Source organism: Kitasatospora brasiliensis (assembly GCF_032654805.1).
GTDB classification, from domain to species: domain Bacteria; phylum Actinomycetota; class Actinomycetes; order Streptomycetales; family Streptomycetaceae; genus Kitasatospora; species Kitasatospora brasiliensis.
Genome location: NZ_JAUOOW010000004.1, coordinates 165,830 through 183,913, shown reverse-complemented (window position 1 = coordinate 183,913; position 18,084 = coordinate 165,830). Strand labels below are relative to the sequence as shown.

General features: G+C 74.2%; 15 protein-coding genes. 9 read left to right on the top strand and 6 right to left on the bottom strand.

Annotated features, from left to right (window positions below; translation table 11 throughout):
* Nucleotides 1-478: 478 nt before the first annotated feature.
* Both QWJ13_RS16930 and QWJ13_RS16925 read left to right on the top strand, forming a co-directional pair.
* Nucleotides 479-1,477: a DMT family transporter gene (locus QWJ13_RS16930; protein ID WP_316525375.1), complete on the top strand. Its 999-nt coding sequence runs from the start codon at nt 479-481 to the stop codon at nt 1,475-1,477.
* A 6-nt stretch (nt 1,478-1,483) separates the two neighbouring features.
* Complete coding sequence (locus QWJ13_RS16925; protein WP_316525373.1) at nt 1,484-2,155, top strand: DUF6629 family protein; 672 nt, start codon at nt 1,484-1,486, stop codon at nt 2,153-2,155.
* Nucleotides 2,156-2,177: 22 nt separating this feature from the next.
* On the opposite strand, the gene QWJ13_RS16920 is transcribed toward QWJ13_RS16925, so the two are convergent.
* Together QWJ13_RS16920 and QWJ13_RS16915 are read right to left on the bottom strand one after the other, a co-directional pair.
* A complete protein-coding gene (locus tag QWJ13_RS16920) occupies nt 2,178-3,527 on the bottom strand; it encodes an MFS transporter (RefSeq protein ID WP_316525372.1) in 1,350 nt (449 codons plus the stop codon).
* Nucleotides 3,524-4,144, bottom strand: coding sequence for an ArsR/SmtB family transcription factor (locus tag QWJ13_RS16915; protein WP_316525371.1), 621 nt, complete (start codon nt 4,142-4,144; stop codon nt 3,524-3,526). The genes QWJ13_RS16920 and QWJ13_RS16915 overlap by 4 nt, the downstream gene beginning before the upstream one ends.
* A gap of 307 nt (nt 4,145-4,451) precedes the next feature.
* Here QWJ13_RS16915 and QWJ13_RS16910 point away from each other — a divergent pair, with 307 nt between their 5' ends.
* From QWJ13_RS16910 to QWJ13_RS16900, 3 genes are all read left to right on the top strand, one after another.
* On the top strand, nt 4,452-5,219 hold the full coding sequence (locus QWJ13_RS16910; protein WP_316525370.1) for a histidine kinase: 768 nt from the start codon (nt 4,452-4,454) through the stop codon (nt 5,217-5,219).
* 54 nt (nt 5,220-5,273) lie between these two features.
* Nucleotides 5,274-7,004, top strand: coding sequence for a DNA polymerase/3'-5' exonuclease PolX (gene polX / locus QWJ13_RS16905; protein WP_316525369.1), 1,731 nt, complete (start codon nt 5,274-5,276; stop codon nt 7,002-7,004).
* 136 nt (nt 7,005-7,140) lie between these two features.
* Entirely contained in the window at nt 7,141-8,805 is a 1,665-nt protein-coding gene (locus QWJ13_RS16900; protein ID WP_316525368.1) for a peptide-N4-asparagine amidase, read from the top strand.
* Nucleotides 8,806-9,157: 352 nt separating this feature from the next.
* Here QWJ13_RS16900 and QWJ13_RS16895 read toward each other — a convergent pair whose 3' ends face one another.
* Nucleotides 9,158-9,814 carry a response regulator gene (locus QWJ13_RS16895; protein ID WP_316526000.1) on the bottom strand — a complete coding sequence of 219 codons (657 nt, stop codon included), beginning with the start codon at nt 9,812-9,814 and terminating at the stop codon, nt 9,158-9,160.
* A 118-nt stretch (nt 9,815-9,932) separates the two neighbouring features.
* Between QWJ13_RS16895 and QWJ13_RS16890 the strand changes: the two genes are divergently transcribed.
* Nucleotides 9,933-11,603: a purple acid phosphatase family protein gene (locus tag QWJ13_RS16890; RefSeq protein WP_316525367.1), complete on the top strand. Its 1,671-nt coding sequence runs from the start codon at nt 9,933-9,935 to the stop codon at nt 11,601-11,603.
* An 89-nt stretch (nt 11,604-11,692) separates the two neighbouring features.
* Here the strand turns inward: QWJ13_RS16890 and QWJ13_RS16885 are convergent, their stop codons facing one another.
* Entirely contained in the window at nt 11,693-12,937 is a 1,245-nt protein-coding gene (locus tag QWJ13_RS16885) for a sensor histidine kinase (RefSeq protein ID WP_316525366.1), read from the bottom strand.
* Between the two features lie 158 nt (nt 12,938-13,095).
* Here QWJ13_RS16885 and QWJ13_RS16880 point away from each other — a divergent pair, with 158 nt between their 5' ends.
* Both QWJ13_RS16880 and QWJ13_RS16875 read left to right on the top strand, forming a co-directional pair.
* Entirely contained in the window at nt 13,096-13,668 is a 573-nt protein-coding gene (locus tag QWJ13_RS16880) for a hypothetical protein (RefSeq protein WP_316525365.1), read from the top strand.
* Between the two features lie 276 nt (nt 13,669-13,944).
* On the top strand, nt 13,945-14,607 hold the full coding sequence (locus QWJ13_RS16875) for a (2Fe-2S)-binding protein (RefSeq protein WP_432277556.1): 663 nt from the start codon (nt 13,945-13,947) through the stop codon (nt 14,605-14,607).
* Nucleotides 14,608-14,644: 37 nt separating this feature from the next.
* Here the strand turns inward: QWJ13_RS16875 and QWJ13_RS16870 are convergent, their stop codons facing one another.
* Nucleotides 14,645-15,439, bottom strand: coding sequence for a cache domain-containing protein (locus QWJ13_RS16870; RefSeq protein ID WP_316525363.1), 795 nt, complete (start codon nt 15,437-15,439; stop codon nt 14,645-14,647).
* A 51-nt stretch (nt 15,440-15,490) separates the two neighbouring features.
* Entirely contained in the window at nt 15,491-16,240 is a 750-nt protein-coding gene (locus tag QWJ13_RS16865) for a FadR/GntR family transcriptional regulator (protein ID WP_316525362.1), read from the bottom strand.
* Nucleotides 16,241-16,477: 237 nt separating this feature from the next.
* Here QWJ13_RS16865 and QWJ13_RS16860 point away from each other — a divergent pair, with 237 nt between their 5' ends.
* Nucleotides 16,478-18,046, top strand: a complete 1,569-nt coding sequence (locus tag QWJ13_RS16860) for an APC family permease (protein WP_316525361.1) — start codon at nt 16,478-16,480, stop codon at nt 18,044-18,046.
* Nucleotides 18,047-18,084: the final 38 nt, after the last annotated feature.

Below are 18,084 nucleotides of genomic sequence, written 5' to 3'. Positions count from 1 at the left end.
GCCCGACCCTGCGCTGACGACGGGAGTTCGAAGACAGCCCCGGGACCCGCCGGATGCGGGTGTCGATGCCGCGCCATTGCTGGAGGCGGTGGAAGCGGTGGAAACAGCACTCGACGACGTTGTGGCGTCGGAGCGGGCCGGGTCGAACCCGCCGCAGGGACGTTCACCATTTCTGCGGATTCGACCGTTGAGCCGGTCGATGCGTTCGGGAATGGTGCCGGGCGGTGCCGGAGGTGGAGGGGATGCGGCAAGCGCGAGAGCCGTAGCCCTTGTCCGCGTTCGGCGCGCCGACCCGTGTGCCGTCGCTGCGGTTTGCCGCCGATGAGGGTGAAGGCCCGCCCCGCCGCACCGGGCGAGTGTCGGGTGATCGGCCAGGGCGGGGACCCGGCGGTAGGCTGACGGGAGCGGCCGCGACAGCCGATCCACCCTCTTGGACCCGTCGGCGCGGCACGGGCAGCGACAACCTGGTGGTCCCTCCGTGGCGGTCTTCCTCCTCGCTCTCAGTGCGGCCTGCTGTCTGGGGCTCGGCTTCGTCCTCCAGCAGCATGCGGCGCAGCAAGCTCCGCGTTCCGACATGCTGCGCTGGCGGCTGCTGCTGGACCTGATGCGGATGCCGCAGTGGCTGCTGGGCACCGGGTTCATGGTCAGCGGTCTGATCCTCTCCGCGCTCGCGCTCAATCAAGGCGAGGTGTCACTGGTCGAGCCGTTGCTGGCCACCAATCTGATCTTCGCCATGGCCCTGGCCCGGGTGCTGACCCGGCAGACCCTGGGCCGCTCCGGCTGGGGCGGGGTCCTGCTCCTGGCCCTGGGGGTGACGGCCTTCATCGTGGCCGGGCAGCCGACGGGCGGCGGGCCACCCGCCGGGGAGCTGCGGCACTGGCTGGTGGTCGGCACCGTGGTCGGGCTGGTCCTGCTGCTGGTCTCGATGGCCCGGCGGCTGCCGCTGTTCGAGGAGGCGACCCTGCTGGCACTCGCCGCCGGACTGCTCTACGGCCTCCAGGACGCGCTGACCCGCACCACCACGCAACGCTTCGACCACGAGGGCCTGTCCGCGGTGCTGCGCAGCTGGCAGCCGTACGCGGTGGTGGTGGCGGGCGTGGTCGGGCTGCTGCTGGTGCAGAGCGCCTTCGAGGCCGCGCCGCTGCGGATGTCCCTGCCGGCGTTGACCGCCGCCCAACCGCTGTCCGGGATCGCCTGCGCGGTGGGTTTCCTCGGCGACCGGCTGCGGGTGACCCCGGGGGCGCTGGCCTGGCAATCGATCGGACTGCTGGCGATCGTCACCGGGGTGATCGTGATCGGCCGCCACCCGGCGATGCCCGGGACCGTCCGCGACACCCTGGAGGGCATCGGGACGCTGCCGGAGGACCAGACGGCGGACAACCCGGCGGAAGACACGGCCGAGCAGGCCCCGGACGATCCGGGAGACCGCCCGACGGGCGGGTCCGAGGAGGACGGCCGCCCCGGGAGCACCGGTTAGGCCCCGATGTGTTGGAGCGCGCAGGCGGACGCCGTGGCCGGTGGGCTGGTCGCGGGAATCGGGGTCGCGTGCCTGGTCCGCGCCCACCGGTCCGGCCGGCCCGAGCGGTTGCCGCTCGCCGCGCTCCCCCTGGTGCTGGGCGTGCACCAGCTGGTCGAGGCGCTGGTCTGGCTCGGTACGAACGGCCAGCTGCCGGACGGCCTCACTGGAGCGGCCCGCACCACCTGGGCGGTGATCGCCCTTCCGCTGCTGCCCGTGCTGGTTCCCGCCGCCGTGTGGTGCGCGGCCACCGGGCGGCAGCGATGGATGCCCGCCGCCCTCACCTTGCTCGGAGCCGCGGTCGCCGTCCCGCTGGCCGTGGCCGTCGCGGCGCACCCGGTGTCGGCCACCGTGCACGGCCACACCCTCGGCTATGCCGTCGGCGTCCCGTACCCGGCTCTCCTGCTGGCCGGATATCTGCTCGCTACCGTCGGCTCCCTTCTCCTGAGCGGTGATCGCCTGCTGCGCCGGGTCGGCTTCCTCACCGGCGCGGGCGCCGTCGTCTGCGCGCTGCTCTGGCACCTCGCCTTCGTTTCCACCTGGTGCGCCCTCGCGGCCCTGACCAGCCTGTTGCTCTTCCGCTGGGCGGGCCACCGGCCGACTGCCGGCCTCGCCCACGCCGCCGGCCGGAACCGCTGACCTGCTTGGTCCCCCGAGCCTGTCACCCGCGGTGAGCGGGCTCCGGATCGACGGATCCGCTACGTGCCTGCCCCCGGAGGCGGTCCATCTCGCGCCACTCCGGCCGCAGCCCGGCCAGCGTCGTGGTCGCGAAGTAGAGGGCACCCGCCGCGAGCAGGCTGGGTATCAGGCCGACCAGGGCGATCGACGCACCGGCGACCAGCCCGCCGAGCGGGATGCCGGCCCAGGCCAGCGAGGAGCCGAGGGCCTGCACGCGGCCGAGCAGATGGCGGGGCACCCGCTCGAAGAGCACCGCGCCCAGGATCGGGTTGAGGAAGCCGGAGCCGAAGCCGCCGATCGCGAAGACCGTGAGTACCGTCCACATCGGCACGTCGAAGGCCAGCACCAGGAAGCGGGGGGCGCCGCACAGCAGGAAGCCCACGAAGAAGACCGTGCGCCGGGGCAGGCGGGAGGCGACGGCCGCCGCGATCAGGCTGCCGACGACCGCCGTGGCGCCCATGACACCGGCGCACAGCCCGATGGCCGCCGGACCGTTGCCGGACTCCCGCGCCCAGACGGGGAGGAGGACGGTCATGAAGCCGGCGTCGATCAGATTGGTGATGCCGACCATCACCGTCACGGCGAGCAACAACGGCTCGGACCGCAGGAACGTGAAGCCCTCGCGGAACATCCGCCAGTAGCCGGCCGGCCGTTCCTCCTCCTTCCCGGCCTCTGACACGTCGGAGGCCGCGGCGGGCACCGCCGGGCGCCCCATGCCGCGCGGCAGCGCGAGCGCGATGATCAGCGACCCGAGCGCGAAGGTGCCCGCGTTGACCGCCAGACCGGCCAGCGGCCCCATCAGGGCGACCAGCCCGCCGCCGACCGCCGGGCCGATCGTGGACGCCAGCCGCTCGGTGACGCCCGACAGCCCGGTGGCGCGCTCCATCGGCACCCTGGCGTGGTCGGCCGCCTCCGGGACCATGACGGACTTGGCCAAGTCCCCCGGGCCGCGCATCGCCCCGATCACCGCGACCATCACCAGCAGCACCCAGAACGGGAGCAGCCCCTGCGCGTGCAGCAGCGGGACCAGCCCGGCCGCCGCGGCGCTGACCGCGTCCGTCGTCCAGGACACCACGCGTGGCCCGAGCCGGTCGACCAACGGCCCGGTCAGCGCCTTGACCGTCACATAGGGCGCCATCTCGGCGAAGGCGACCAGACCCGTCATGGTGGCGCTGCCGGTGGTGGCCAGGACGAACCAGGGCAGGGCGATGGCCGAGACCCGGGTGCCCGTCACCGAGACCACCGTGGCCGTGAGCACCCCGGCCAGCGGCCGGTAGCTGTGCCCGGGGCCGTCGACGGCGGGTCTCGTGGTGGTGGTCGTGGTGCTGGTCATGTCCGCTCCCCCTCGTCGGTGTCGTCGCGCACGTCCGGCAGGACGTGGACGACGACGGATACCTGCTGCGACCCCTCCGGGACCGGCCCCTCGGCGCCCACCCAGCGATAGCGCCTGATCACCTCGCTCAGCTCGCCGGAGAGCCGCTCGGCCTCGGCGGGCGTCAGCTGGAGCACCATGTCGCTCAGGTTCAGCGCCTTGCGCCAGTCCCGCGGCATCGCTTCGAAGGCGTCCAGCGAGCGCTGGGCCGCCAGGGTGTGCGCGGCCAGCACGGACCGCAGGTACCCGGCGGCCTCGCCCAGCTGCTCGTCCGCCATCTCCTCCACCGACCAGAGCGTGAGGCGGTGGGCCGAACGCCACCAGCGCTCGCGGGCGTTGCCACGCGACTCGTCCTCCACGACGAAGCCCGCGGCGGCCAGCTGGCGCAGGTGGTAGCTGGTCGCACCGGAGTTGATCCCCAGCTCCGCGGCGAGCCGCGTGGCCGTGGAGGGCCCGTGCTTGCGCAGCAGCCCCACCACCCGCAAGCGCACCGGGTGTGCCATCGCCCGCATGCTCTCGGCGGTGAGCGAGACGACGCGCTGGTCTTCGCTGTGCTTCCAGCCGTGTTCTTCGGTCATGGCAGGAGACTAGAACCGCAAAGACTTCTTTGCAAAGGGTTTTTCGCGAAGAACTCTTTGCGGTTCGCCGAAGGAACCGGAGGAGACCGAAGGAAGCCGGAAGAAGCCGGAAGAAGCGGGCCGACCCCGCCGGACGGCGGGTGTCCGACCGGCCACTCGGCGGGGGCCCGGGGGTCGACCGCGCCCCGGAGCGGGATTGTCACCCGGGCGGCCGAGGCGCAGGCTGGCAGGAAGGGCCCGGGAAGCGGTCCATCCCGACCGGCCGCGTAACCGATGACAGCCGCCGGGGAACACGAGGGGCAGGACGATGGCACGCCGGAGGCTCTGGGGCTACGTCGCGTCGGGGGCCCGGGCGCTCGGCGCGTTCGGCGGCACCGTCGGCATGGGCGGCACGGGCGGCACCGGCCGCAGGAGCGGGTCCGCACGCGCGGGTGCCCTGACGACCGCCGAGGCCGAGGAGGGCCTCGGTCCGTTCGCGCCCGGCGCGCCGGCTGCCCCCAGGGCGCTCACCCGCCCCGAGCTGGAGCGGCTGCGCTGGACCGGACGGCAGGCCGGCTGCGAGCCGATGGCCCGGCACGTCCAGGTGGCCGACGTGGTCCGCCGGGTGGTGCGCGGCGGAGGCCGGGCCGAGGCCGTCTCCGTCCGGGTGGCCCCCGGCCTCCCGGTCGCGGCCGGGGACGCCCGACGGCTGGAGGCCGCCGTCGCCGGGCTGGTCGACCACGCGATCCGGCGCAGCCCGGCGGGCAGCCGGGTGCTGGTCCGGGTCGGCGTGACGGGCGGCGCGTCCGTGCTGCGCACGCCGGGGCGAACGCCGGGGCGGACATCAGGACGGGCATCAGGACGGACAGTGGGGCGGGCGGCGTACCGCGGCCGGGTCGAGATCCGGATCTCGGACCGCGGCACCCACGAGCCGCCCGGGGCGCGCGAGTGGCCGCTCCCGGGCGTCCCGGCGGACGGCCCGGTGGGTCCGGCCCTGCAAAGCCTGGTGCTGGCCGCGGGCGGCCGGCTCGCGGTGGAGACGCCCCCCGGAGGCGGGCTGACCGTGGTCCTGCTGCTGGCCGTCGCCCACGACTGACGGCGCTCACCCACACACCCGGCGAGCCGACCCCGCCAGCCCTAGACTTGCCCCATGCCCCGGCTCAACGACCAGGTCAGGGAGCTGCTCCAGGAGTACGCCGACCTGATCAACATCACCGGCGGGGACGCCTTCCGGGCCCGCGCCTACGAGAAGGCCGCCCGCGCGGTCGGCGGCCACCCCGAGGACCTCGAAGGCCTGGACGTCAAGGGCCTCCAGCAGATCCCGGGCGTGGGCAAGTCCACCGCCGAGAAGATCGCCGAGTTCCTCGCCTCCGGCCGGATCACCGCCTTGGAGACGCTGCGCGCCAAGATCCCGGCCGGCGTGCGGGAGATGATGGCCGTCCCCAGCGTCGGCCCCAAGCGCGCCCTCGCCCTCTACCGCGACCTCGGGATCGCCTCGGTGGACGACCTCGCGGCGGCGGTCAGCGCCGACAAGCTGTCCGACCTGCCCGGCTTCGGCGAGCGCAGCGGCGAGAAGATCCTGCACGGCATCGAGCTGATGCGGCAGTCCGGCGGCCGTACCCTGCTGGACACCGCCACCGAATTGGCCGAGCAGCTGGTCGCCGCGCTCTCCGCCGTCCCCGGCTGCACCCGCTGCGCGTACGCGGGCTCGCTGCGCCGGATGCGCGAGACGGTGGGCGACATCGACGTGCTCGCGACCGCCGAGGACTCCGCCCCGCTGATGGCCGCGCTCACCGAACTCCCGTACGTGGCCGAGGTGATCGGGAGCGGGACGACGAAGACCTCGGTGCGCACCACCCAGGGCGTCCAGGTGGACCTGCGGGTCGTCCCGGAGGAGGACTGGGGCGCGGCGCTGGTCTACTTCACGGGCTCGAAGGCGCACAACATCAAGCTGCGCACGATGGCCGTCCGGGCCGGCCTGAAGCTCTCCGAGTACGGGCTGTTCGAGGTGGACGGCGGCCGGAAGGTGGTCTCGCGGACCGAGGACGAGGTGTACGCCGCGCTCGGCCTGCCGTGGATCGCGCCGCCGCTGCGCGAGGACCGGGGCGAGATCGAGGCCGCGCTGAACGGCGAACTCCCTGACCTCGTCCAGGAGTCCGACCTGCGCGGCGATCTGCACACCCATACCGACCTGACCGACGGGCTGGCCACCCTGGAGGAGATGGTCGACACCGCCGCCGCCCGCGGCTACTCCTACTTCGCCGTCACCGACCACGCGCCGAACCTGGTCATGCAGCGGATGACCGACGAGAAGATGCTCGCCCAGCGCGAGCAGCTTCGGCAACTCGCGGACCGACACAAGAAGTTGAGGCTGCTCCACGGCACCGAGCTGAACATCGACCCGGACGGCGCGGTGGACTGGCCGCCCGAGTTCCTGGCCAGCTTCGACGTCTGCGTGGCCTCGGTGCACTCGCACTTCAACCTGGACCGCGCCGCCCAGACCCGCCGACTGGTCCGTGCCTGCGAGAACCCGTACGTGCACATCATCGGCCACCTCAGCACCCGACGGATCGGCAGTCGCGGGCCGATCGACGTCGACCTGGACGCGGTGTTCGAGGCCGCCGCGCGCACCGGCACCGCGATCGAGGTCAACAGCTCCCCCCAGCGCCTGGACCTGCGCGACGAGGACATCCTGCGGGCCAGGCGGCACGGCGTGCGCTTCACCATCGACAGCGACGCCCACGCCACCGGCCACCTCGCCTACCCGCGCTTCGGCATCGGCACGGCGCAGCGCGGCTGGCTCACCGCCGAGGACGTGGTCAACACCTGGACCTGGCAGAAGCTGAAGCACTTCCTCCGCAAGGACGCGGCCCAGAAGTGACCCAGCGACCCCGAAGTCGCCCCGAAGTCGCCCCGAAGAGCCTTGACGCAGCCATGCCACCCCCGGAAGGATTCCCGGATCATCCGACCGGCCCGTGGCACCCGCCCGCGGGCCGCCCGACCCCCGGGAACCCGCCTTGCCCCTGCGCCCGTTGCTCCGCCGCGCCGCCGGCCTGGTCGGCGCCGCCGTCCTCACCCTGGCCGGCACCCTCACCGCCGCCGGCCCGGCCCACGCCGACTTCGGCACCGACTACCACGACCCGGTCACCGCCACCCGGCCGCTGACCCGCCCCGACACCCGCTCCTGCACCGTCGAGGTGATGCACGAACGCGAGTTCCGCAACGGGTACGGCAACCCGCCGGACACCCCGTACACCGCCACCCTCACCCCGCCCGCCGACTGCGCCGGCCCCTGGTCCGCCGTGGTCCTGGACCTCCACGGGCAGGTCGCCGGACGACAGTTCGACCGGATCTTCAGCGTCCGCGTCGGCGGCGTCCAGGTGCTGCTCTCCTCCACCCCGGAGCCGTCCAAGGACGGCATCGCGTGGAACCTGGAGCACGACCTCACCCGCTACGCCCCGCTGTTCGCCGACGGCCCGCAGGACTTCTCCTTCGACCTCGCCAACGTCACCGACGCCACCTACACCGGCGTCTTCACCATCACCGCCAAGCTGACCTTCTACACCGCCGACGACCGCCGGCCGGCCGCCCGCACGGCCGACCGGCTGCTCACCACCGGGCCGTTCGGGCTCACCCAGGCCGCCCCCACCGCCGGGCGCGAACTCACCTTCCCGCGGAACCTGGAGCGCCTCACCGCCGAGGTCTACGCCCGGGGCGGCGGCGCCTGCGAGGAGTTCGCCTACGCCTCCGCGCCGGACGCCTTCGCCGCCGCCAACCCGGGCACCGGCATCTGCGGCAAGGGCCCGTTCCGCGAGCTGCGGCTCACCGTGGACGGCCGGGTGGCCGGCGCGGTCTGGCCGTACCCGGTGATCTACACCGGCGGCTGGGACCCGCTGCTCTGGCGGCCCGTCCCCGGCATCTTCGCCTTCGACCTGCCCGCCTACCGGCTCGACCTCACCCCGTACGTCGGCCTGCTGCTGGACGGTCGGCCGCACACCGTGGGCGTCACCGTGAACGCCGCCGAGGCGCAGAGCAACGACGTCTGGACCGGCCAGGTCAACCTCTTCGCCGAGACCGACCACGGCGCCGCCCGCACCACCGGGCAGCTCACCGACTACCGGGTCGCCCCGGAGGCCGCGGTGGGCACCGAACTCGCCGACCACGGCGGCGGCAGCGGCGACTGGACGGTCACCGCGGCCCGGCACGACCTCGCCCGGGGCTGGGTTCAGACCTCGCACGGCCGGATCACCACCGAGGTCCGCGACGACCTCGCCTTCCGCTCCGCCCAGCAACTGCGCGACACCGGAAACGACTTGACGCTGCACAACGGCACCGACCTCACCCGCACCACCGCCACCTGGGGCGGCGGGCCGCACCGCACCACCACCGTGCACGAGGGTGAACCGCTGGACGTCAGCTACCGGGTGAGCCACGACGCGGCCGGCAACACCGACCAGAGCACCAGCATGGACCTCGGCTACCACCGCGAGGCCACCGCGGCGACCGGCGGCCACGTCACCGAGCGCTCCACCGTCGACCAAACCCTGCGCCCCACCGCCCAGCGCCACGACGGCGACCGCACCGTCCGCACCGGCAGCAGCACCGAGGAGTACCGCAGCACCGGGCCCGAGGGACCGTACCAGCGGACGCTCGCCTTCGTGGACGGCTGGCCGCGCCCCTGAAGCCCCTGCCGCCCGATGTGCGAAGATCGCCCGAAATTGCCCGAATTCATGCCGCACACCTCTGGTGCACGGCACGTAGGAGGCGCATGATGGGAGTTGGACCTGTGAGGCAGCTGAAATAGTTCGACCGCAGGAGGCAGTGGCGACAGATCGAGACGGATCAGGGTCTGCCGCTGGGCACTACCTCGGTCGACGATCGAACTACGGCCGGAGGACTTCACGTCCGGAAGCCACCCCAGTCTCACAGGTTCCGCGCGTCCACGGAGCATCCCCTCGGCCCCGTGGACGCGTTCCCGTCCCGCCATCGCACGACTCCTGCCATCGCACGACTCCTGCTACCGCGCGGCTCCCGCTACTGAGCGGCCCAGCCCATCTCCCAGGCGTGCACCGCGATCCCGACCCGGTTCGCCACCCCGATCTTGCGCTGGATGCTGGCGACATGGGTCTTCACCGTCCCCGCGGAGATGAACAGCTCGGCGGCGATGTCCGCGTTGGTGCGGCCCGCCGCGACGTGCCCGGCGATCTCCACCTCCCGTTCGGTCAGCCGCGCCACGTAGGCGGGCCGCCGGCGCTCCGGGCGGCGCGGCGCCGTCACGTGCCGCAGCAGCCGGACGGTGACCGACGGGCTGATCAGACTCTCCCCGTCCGCCGCCGCCCGCACCGCCTCGGCGAGCAGGGACGGGCCGGAACGCTTCAGCAGGAAGCCGGACGCCCCGTGTCGCAGGGCCGGGTACACGTACTCGTCCAGGTCGAAGGTCGTCAGCACCACCACCCGCACCGGCTCCGCCGCCTCCGGTCCGGCCAGCCGCCTGGTCAGCTCCAGCCCGTCCATCCGCGGCATCCGGATGTCCACCAGCGCGACGTCCGGCCGCAGTTCGGCCGCCAGCTCCAGCGCGGCCAGCCCGTCCGCCGCCTCGCCCACCACCTCGATGTCCGGCTGGGCCGCCAGGATCCGCCGCACGCCGCGCCGCACGGCCTCCTGGTCGTCCGCGATCAGCGTGCGGATCATCCGGGGGGCCTCGCCGTTCGTAGTCGTCACGCCCAGCAGTCTGGCGTACGGCCCCCGGACGGGAAAGTTCACGTGGCGGTCCGGGCGCGGTTCACCTTCGTCCGGTGGGCTGGCCGTCATGAACCATTCCAGTGGACGTCCTTCCGTCAGCAGGCGCGGGCTCCTCGCGGGTGCGACCGGCGTCGGTCTCGGCGGCGCCGTCTCCCTCTCGGGCCTCTCCGCCACCCCGGCCGCCGCTTCCCCCACCACGCCTCCCGCCGCCTCCCCGCTGCTCTGGCAGCGGCCGGGCCGCTCCGGCGCGCCGCGGGTGGCCGGCCTGCACCTCCAGTTCGGCTCGGACGCCTCGCGCGAGGTGGTGGTCTCCTGGCACACCACCACGTCGGTCGCCAACCCGCGGGTGGTGTACGGAACTTCGAACGGAGGCTTCGGCCGGACGGTCCAGGCCGCGACCCGCACCTACCGGGACGCCGCCTCCGGCACCGAGGTGCAGGTGCACCACGCCCGGCTGACCGGCCTGCTCGCCGACACGGACTACGTCTACGCCGCCGTCCACGACGGCACCAGCCCCGAGCTCGGCACCGTCCGCACCGCCCCGCGCGGCCGCTCCGCCTTCACCTTCACCAGCTTCGGCGACCAGGGCACCCCCACCCTCGGCAAGAAGACCGCCAACGGCTGGGTGAACGACAACCTCGGCAGCCCCGCCGCCGGCGACACCACCGCCGGGGTCGAGCGGATCGCCCCGCTGTTCCACCTGCTCAACGGCGACCTCTGCTACGCCAATATCGCCACCGACCGGGTCCGCACCTGGTCCGACTGGTTCGAGAACAACAGCCGCTCGGCCCGCCACCGCCCCTGGATGCCCGCGGCCGGCAACCACGAGAACGAGAAGGGCAACGGCCCGATCGGCTACGGCGCCTACCAGGCGTACTTCGAGCTGCCGGACGCCCGTTCCGACGCGGAGACCAGCGGCCTGTGGTACTCGTTCACGGCCGGATCGGTGCGGGTGATCAGCCTCAACAACGACGACGTGGCCTACCAGGACGGTGGCAGCAGCTACGTCCACGGCTACTCCGGAGGCGCCCAGCAGCGCTGGCTGGAGCGGGAGTTGATCGCCGCCAACGCGGACCCGGGGATCGACTGGATCGTGGTCTGCATGCACCAGGTGGTGATCTCCACCGCCGACAAGTTCAACGGCGCCGACCTGGGGGTGCGCGAGGCCTGGGTGCCGCTGTTCGACAAGTACGGCGTGGACCTGGTGGTCTGCGGCCACGAGCACCACTACGAGCGCTCGCACCCGATCCGCGGCCAGCAGCCGACCGACACCCGCACGCCGATCCCGGTCTCCACCGACACTTCGAGGATCGACACCACCAAGGGCACCGTGCACATGGTCATCGGCGGTGGCGGCACCTCGGCCCCGTCCAACCAGCTCTTCTTCAGTCCGGCCAAGGCCCGGGTGATCACCGGCGTCGGCGCCGCCGACCCGGCCACCGGCAAGCGCCCTCCGGTGTACGTGATCGAGGACGCCCCCTGGTCCGCCTTCCGGGACGCCGACAACCCGTACGGCTTCGCGTCCTTCGACGTCGACCCGGGCGGCCGGGACGGGCAGACCACCATCGGCGTCACCTACTACTCGGTCAGTGGGCCGTACGGGGACCTGGTGCCGGTCGACCGCTTCACCCTGACCCGCCCGCGCGGCACCCGCGGCCGGCAGACCGGCGGTGGCAACGGGCAGGGCGGCAACGGGCAAGGTGGCGACAGCCAGGGCGGCAACAGCCAGGGCCGCTGACCCCCTCCGGCGGATCCGAGGAGCGGCGCCGGCCCACCGGGTCGGCGCCGCCGGGCGCGCGCCTCAGCACCCCACCTCAACGCCCCGCCTCAACGCCCCGGCAGCGAGCAGCTGACCCGCCAGCCCGCGGGGGTGCCGGGGCCGGCGGTCAGCGAGCCCCCGTGGGCGGCGGCACGGGCGGTGAGGCCGGCCAGGCCGGTGCCACCGGCTCCCGGGCGGCGGCGCGGCAGGGGCGTGCGGGCCGGTCCGCCGTCGTCGGTGACGGTCAGCTCGACCGCGCCGTCCACGCCGGGCGCCACCCGGACGGTCACCTCGCCGGCCTGCGGGGCGTGCCGGCGGATGTTGGTGAGGCACTCCAGGACGACGGCGTAGGCGGTCGCCTCGGCCTCGGCAGAGAGCCGCCCGGCGGTGTCGGGGACCAGGTCCGCGGTGGCGCGCAGGCTGCCGGTGGCGCCGAAGCGGTCGACCAGTTCGGGGAGGTCGGCCAGGCCCAGTCGGCGGGTGGTCGCTCCGCCTGCCGACTCACCCCGGTCCGGCCCGGCGTCCTGGCCCTCCTGGCCATCCGGTTCACGCAGCGCGCCGACCATCTCGTCCATCGAGTCCAGCGCCCGCAGCCCGGCCTGCTCCAGGCGGCGCAGCAGCGCGGCGGTCTCCTCCGGCTCCTGGCCCGGGAGTTGGCCGGCCTGGGCCTCCAGCACGATGCCGGTGATCTCATGGGCCACGAAGTCGTGCAGCCCCCGGGCCACTTCGAGCCGCTGCTCGCGCCGGGCCCGGACCACCGCCCGCTCCCGGCGGGCGTCCAGGACGCGCAGGTAGAGCGCCACGCCCGCGACGACGAGCACCGGCAGCAGCGAGACCAGCAGCCCGGCCACCACCCCGGCCGCGCTGTCCTTCGGCGTCCGCAGGGCGAACCGCAGCGGCAGCACCAGGGCCGCGAGCCCGAGCAGGGCGCCGACCGGCCCGACCCAGCGGTCGGGCAGTCGGCGGACAGCCCGGAAGAGCAGCGCGAGCAGGGCGAGCCACTCGAAGGGCAGCCAGAACGCGGGCAGCCGGTAGGGGCCGGAGTAGAGCAGGTCGACCAGCAGCGAGGCACCGGCCACCGCCAAGCCGACCACGCCGGGCGTGTTCCGCCCGGTGGGCCAGGGCAGCGGCGCCACCGCCGCGGCGAGCGCGGCGGTCAGGGCGAGCAGCAAGGCCGCGCCTCGGGCGTCCGCGGGCGCCAGCAGGATCGGTGTCAGGACGACGAGCACGGAGGCGACGGCGAGCCGTCGGCGGATCCGGACCGACCGCGACCGTGGGGACCCGGAGGGGGCAGAGAGGGAGTCGGTGCGCACCCGGCCGAGCCTACGGGCAGCTCTCCCGGGGGAGGCGACCTCCTCCTCGGGAGCGAGCGGCCCGCCCTCAACTCCCCTCCGCAGCGGGAGGTCCGCACGGCCGGCGGCGAGCATGATCGATGCATCACAACCCACCGCGTCGAAGGAGAACGAACGCCATGGAACGCCGCCTCGCCACCGCCGCAGCCTCCCTCCTCCTGCTGGTCGCGACGGCGGTGACCGCGGCGCCGGCCGCCACCGCCGCGCCGACCCCGACCCCGACCGTTCAATCAACCTCCACCGCAAGCGACTTCGGTCCGGTGAGCGTGCGCGGCACCGGCGACACCATCCTCACCACCGCTTTCCAGGGCTTCGAGGGCGACCCGGTGCGGATCTCGGTGGACGCCCACGCCGCCACCAACACCGACCCGCGCACCACCGCCGGTCACTTCCACGTCCGCCATGTGCACACCGACGGCCGGCTGGTCGCCGACTTCGAGGGGGACATCGGCTGCCTGGCCGTCGGCGGCCGGGAGGCGATCGCCACCGGGGTGGTCACCAAGGGCGAGGCACCGTGGTTCCCGGGCGTGGACCTGGTCGGCCAGAAGGTCTCGATCTCGCTGGAGGACAACGGGCGGCACGGGGACCGGATGGGCTGGGTCTGGGGCGTGTTCGGCCAGCCGGTGTCCGACTGCCAGGGCACGGTACCGTTCATCCGCACGACCGGTGGCGACTTCTCCGTGCGCGGCTGACACCGGAGCGACCGGGCCCGCCAGGGTCTTTCGGGCGACGACTGCGGCCGCGCGCGACGCCACCGCCGCACCCGAAGACCCGGAGGCCCCGTTGTCCCTCGACCGTCCGACCAGCCGGACACCGACCGGCTCGGAGTTCAACGACCGCACAGGGGACGGCCGTTGAACTCCGAGCCCAACCACAAGACGCCCGGTCACGAGACTCCCGGCCACGGGACGCCCGGCCACGGGACGTCCGACTACGCCCGACTCGCCGCCGTCGGACCGTACTTCGCGCTGGACACCACCCCGACCGGGCGACCGCCGGAGGGCTTCCGGCCGCTGGCCGAGCTGCACGGCACCGGCCCGGACGCTCCGTTGGCGGCGCGGCTGCGGGTGGTGGCCCAGCGCCTCGGCACCGGGGAGCCCCGGGTCGCCGCCTCGATCCTGCACCTGGGGCTGGCCGCCCGCTTCTGGTCGGTGGGCCTCGGCTCGGCCGTCCTGCTGGGGACGGTCCCGACCCTGGAGGACGCCTGGGTGCGGATTCCGGATCAGGGCCCGCTCGACCTGTGGAGCCCGCCGGAGCCGGCCCGTTCGGCCGCCGGGACGCTCGCCGACCAGCTCCACCAGGCCGTCCTGCTGGGCCAGTTGGAGCCACTGGCGGCCGCCGTACGGGCCGCCGCCCCGCTCTCCCGCCGTCTGCTGCTCGGCAACGCCGCCTCCGCGCTGGCCGGGACGCTGCGGGTGCTGGACGCCCATGCGCCGGGCGCCGCAACGGCGTTGGTCGCGGAGCTGCTGGAGCGCGAGCCGCTGGCCGGGTCGGGCACGCTGCGCACCGGGCCGCGCGGCACGGCGTTCCGGCGCAACAGCTGCTGCCTCTACTACCGGGTGGGGCCGGGCGCCGGGCTCTGCGGGGACTGCTGCTTCAGCACGCCGCCCGGCCGCCGGAAGCCCGACTAGCCGGAGGCGAAGCCATTAATACCTTCACGAATGAAGGTCATACGAACAAGTCGCCGCGGCCGCCCACCACGGTCCAGTCCACCGCCTCCGACGGCACCGCCCCCCGCCCGACCGCCGGGTCCGCGAGCAGCCCGCGCGCCAGCGAACCCACCGGCAGGGCGGGGGTGGTGGCGGCCAACACCCGCCCCTCACCGTCGAGCAGCGCGGCCTCGCCGGGCAGCGCGCGCAACGCGGGCACCAGCAGCCGTTCCAGCGCGGCCAGCGGGACGTCCCCGGCCGCCACCCCGACGAAGCCCGCGCCCGGGACGACCACCGGGCGGGCGCAGCACAGCACGTACCGGTCGGCACAGAGCAGGTCGACATGCGGCCCGGCCACCACGGGCCGTCCCTCGTCCCGGGGCCGGGCGAACCAGGGCAGCACCCGGTAGTCGTAGAACTCGGCGTCCGCCGGGTCGAGCGCGAGCCGCAGCCGCCGCTCCCCCGCCCCGCGCGCGCCGCGGTACCACCACTCCACGTGCAGTTCGGCGTCGGCGAGCGCGCCGGGCGCCGCGACCGCCCCGCAGCCGAACCAGCGCGAGCCGGTCCCGGCCAGCAGCTCGCTCACCGCCCCGTGCACCGCGGCGAGTTCGGCGGCGGCGGGCCGGCGCCCCGCGGCGGCCGCCCGGCTCCAGCAGTCGGCGGCGGCCGCCCGCAGGCCGTCCAGCTCGGCGAGCACCGATTCGACGGCGGCGGCGATCCGCCGGGCGCACCGCTCCACCGCGAGACGGTCGAGGGCATCGGGCAGGGCAACGGGCAGGACGGCGGGCAGGGCAGGGCTGAAGGTGCTGGTCATGACGGCTCCGACGGCGAGGGAGGGTTCCGGGGACGACGGCACGCCCCCGGCTCAGCCGTCGTCCGCCAACTCCAGGTGACGCCGGACCAGATGGTGCACACAGGCCACCACATGCGCCTCGGCGGCGGCCCGGGCACCGGCCGCGTCCCCGGCCAGCACGGCGACCAGGATCTCCCGGTGCTGCTCCGCGAAGCGCTCCTGGTCCGGCCCGTACGGCGCGGGCAGCCAGAGCAGCGGTCCGAGTTCGGCCTGGAGCCGGACGGCGAGCTGGGTGAGCCGTACCGACTGGGCGGCGACGGCGAGTTCGATGTGGAAGCGGGCGTCGGCACGGCGCTGCTCGGCGGGCCCGGTGGCATCGCGCAACTCGTGCACCAGCCGGGTGAGCCGGGTCCCGAGGTCGGCGGGGGCGCGTTCGGCGGCCAGCCGGGCGGCGGTGCCGAAGACGGCCAACTCCTCGTCCCCGAGGTCGCGCAGGTCCACGGTGGCGAGGTCGCTCAGCCGGGCGAGCTGGAGGCGTTCCGAGCCCTCGGCCGGGGTGCGCACGAAGCTGCCGCCGTTGCGGCCGCGCCGGGTCTCGATCAGTCCGGCCTCGCGGAGCAGCGCGAGCGCCTCGCGGACGGTGCCGTTGGCGACGCCGAGTTGGTCGGCGAGGTCGTTCTCGCTGGGCAGCTGGTCCCCGTCGGCGACCAGTCCGAGGGCGATCGCCTCGGTGATCCGGCGGGCCACCGCGTCCGCGCGCCCGAGGTCGGTCAGCGGGGCGAGGACGGCGCTGAGCAGCGGGGTCGCACTGCCGATGGTCATCACGCCGCCCCTCCTCGGTCGCCGCCGCCGGATCGCCGCGCGGCCGGATGTTCCCCGCAGAGTACCTCCGGTCGGGCGCGCACCCTTGCCGCTAGAAACTCAATCTCGTATGTTTTCCCGCAACCTCGGCCCGAGCGTCAACCCGCACCACTTCCCGGCATCAACCCCCGCAGCACTCCCCGGCGCCAACCCCCGTAGCGCTCCCCACGCATCACGACACGTTCCCAGGAGCTGGTCATGACCGATGCCAGTGCACGTGCCACCCTCCCTTCCGCCGATCCGGACGCCGAACGGCTGGCCGCCCTCGGCTACACCTCCGAGTTCAAACGCGACATGAGCCTGTGGGCGAACTTCTCGCTCGGCTTCACCTATCTCTCCCCCGTCGTCGGCGTCTACACCCTCTTCGCCTCCTCCCTCCAGACCGCCGGGCCGCCGATGGTCTGGAGCTTCCTGATCGCGGGCCTCGGCCAACTGCTGGTGGCCCTGGTGTTCAGCGAGGTGGTCGCCCAGTTCCCGGTGGCCGGCGGGGTGTACCCGTGGGCCCGCCGGCTCTGGGGCCGCACCTGGGGCTGGCTGACCGGCTGGGTCTACCTGCTGGCGCTGATGTCCACCATCGCGGCCGTCTCCTACGGCGCCGGCCCGTACGTGGCCGTCCTGTTGGGCGTCGAGCCGAGCACCGCGACCACCGTGTGGTGCGCGCTCGGCCTGCTGGCGCTCGCCACCGTGATCAACCTCGGCGGTACCCGGGTGCTGTCGGCGGCGGCGATGTTCGGCTTCGCCGCCGAGCTGCTCGGCGCCCTGGCGGTCGGCGCCTGGCTGCTGCTGACGCACCGCTACCACGGCCTCGGCGTGGTCTTCGACAGCTTCGGCGCGGGCGGCGACGGCAACTACGCCGACGCCTTCCTGGCCGCCGGGCTGATCGCGGTCTTCCTCTTCTTCGGCTTCGAGGCCTGCGGCGACGTCGCCGAGGAGGTGCCCGACCCGGGCCGGCAGATCCCCAAGTCGATGCGGCGCACCATCTACGTCGGCGGCGCGGCCGCGATCGGCGTCAGCCTGGCCCTGGTGATGTCGATCCGGGACATCGGCGCGGTGGTCTCCGGCGACGACAAGGACCCGGTGGCCGCGGTGCTGCACGACGCCTTCGGCGCGGCCGGCGCCCGGGTGGTGATCGGCGTGGTGCTGATCTCCTTCCTGTCCTGCGTGCTGAGCCTCCAGGCCGCCGCCAGCCGGCTCGCCTACTCCTTCGCCCGGGACCGGATGATCGTGGGCAGTCGGCTGCTGGCCACCGTCTCCGACCGGCTGCGGGTGCCGCCGTACGCGCTGCTGCTCGCCGCGGCGCTGCCCGGCGTGATCATCGTGGGTGCCTCGGCGCTGTCCGAGGGGGCGCTCACGAAGATCATCTCCTTCTCCAGCATCGGCATCTACCTGGCCTTCCAGATGGTGGTGCTGGCCGCCCTGCGGGCCCGGCTGCGCGGCTGGCGCCCGAGCGGGGACTTCCGGCTCGGCCGCTGGGGCCTGGCGGTGAACATCGGCGCCCTGGTCTACGGCGTCGCCGCGATCGTCAACATCTGCTGGGGCCGCACCCCGGACGCCGCTTGGTACGACGACTACCTGGTGCTGCTCTCGGCGGTGGTCGTGCTCGCGGCCGGCGGCCTCTATCTGCTGCTGGCCCGCCCGCACCTGCGCGGCGACGCGCCCTCCGGTGACGCGACGGCGGGCGGAGCGACGGCCGGCGGAGCGACCTCCGGTGGCTCGACCTCCGATGGCTCGACGTCCACGGACGGTCCGGCGAGGAGGCGGTCGTGACCGGGCTCCCACTGGACGGCCTCCTGGTCGCCGACTTC

What these genes read in the sequence shown, in the direction of transcription:
- QWJ13_RS16925 (WP_316525373.1), top strand. Translation starts at nt 1,484, where the DNA reads ATGTGTTGGAGCGCGCAGGCGGACGCCGTGGCCGGTGGGCTGGTCGCG.
- QWJ13_RS16920 (WP_316525372.1), bottom strand. Translation starts at nt 3,527, where the DNA reads ATGACCAGCACCACGACCACCACCACGAGACCCGCCGTCGACGGCCCC.
- QWJ13_RS16915 (WP_316525371.1), bottom strand. Translation starts at nt 4,144, where the DNA reads ATGACCGAAGAACACGGCTGGAAGCACAGCGAAGACCAGCGCGTCGTC.
- QWJ13_RS16910 (WP_316525370.1), top strand. Translation starts at nt 4,452, where the DNA reads ATGGCACGCCGGAGGCTCTGGGGCTACGTCGCGTCGGGGGCCCGGGCG.
- polX (WP_316525369.1), top strand. Translation starts at nt 5,274, where the DNA reads ATGCCCCGGCTCAACGACCAGGTCAGGGAGCTGCTCCAGGAGTACGCC.
- QWJ13_RS16895 (WP_316526000.1), bottom strand. Translation starts at nt 9,814, where the DNA reads ATGATCCGCACGCTGATCGCGGACGACCAGGAGGCCGTGCGGCGCGGC.
- QWJ13_RS16890 (WP_316525367.1), top strand. Translation starts at nt 9,933, where the DNA reads ATGAACCATTCCAGTGGACGTCCTTCCGTCAGCAGGCGCGGGCTCCTC.
- QWJ13_RS16880 (WP_316525365.1), top strand. Translation starts at nt 13,096, where the DNA reads ATGGAACGCCGCCTCGCCACCGCCGCAGCCTCCCTCCTCCTGCTGGTC.
- QWJ13_RS16870 (WP_316525363.1), bottom strand. Translation starts at nt 15,439, where the DNA reads ATGACCAGCACCTTCAGCCCTGCCCTGCCCGCCGTCCTGCCCGTTGCC.
- QWJ13_RS16865 (WP_316525362.1), bottom strand. Translation starts at nt 16,240, where the DNA reads ATGACCATCGGCAGTGCGACCCCGCTGCTCAGCGCCGTCCTCGCCCCG.
- QWJ13_RS16860 (WP_316525361.1), top strand. Translation starts at nt 16,478, where the DNA reads ATGACCGATGCCAGTGCACGTGCCACCCTCCCTTCCGCCGATCCGGAC.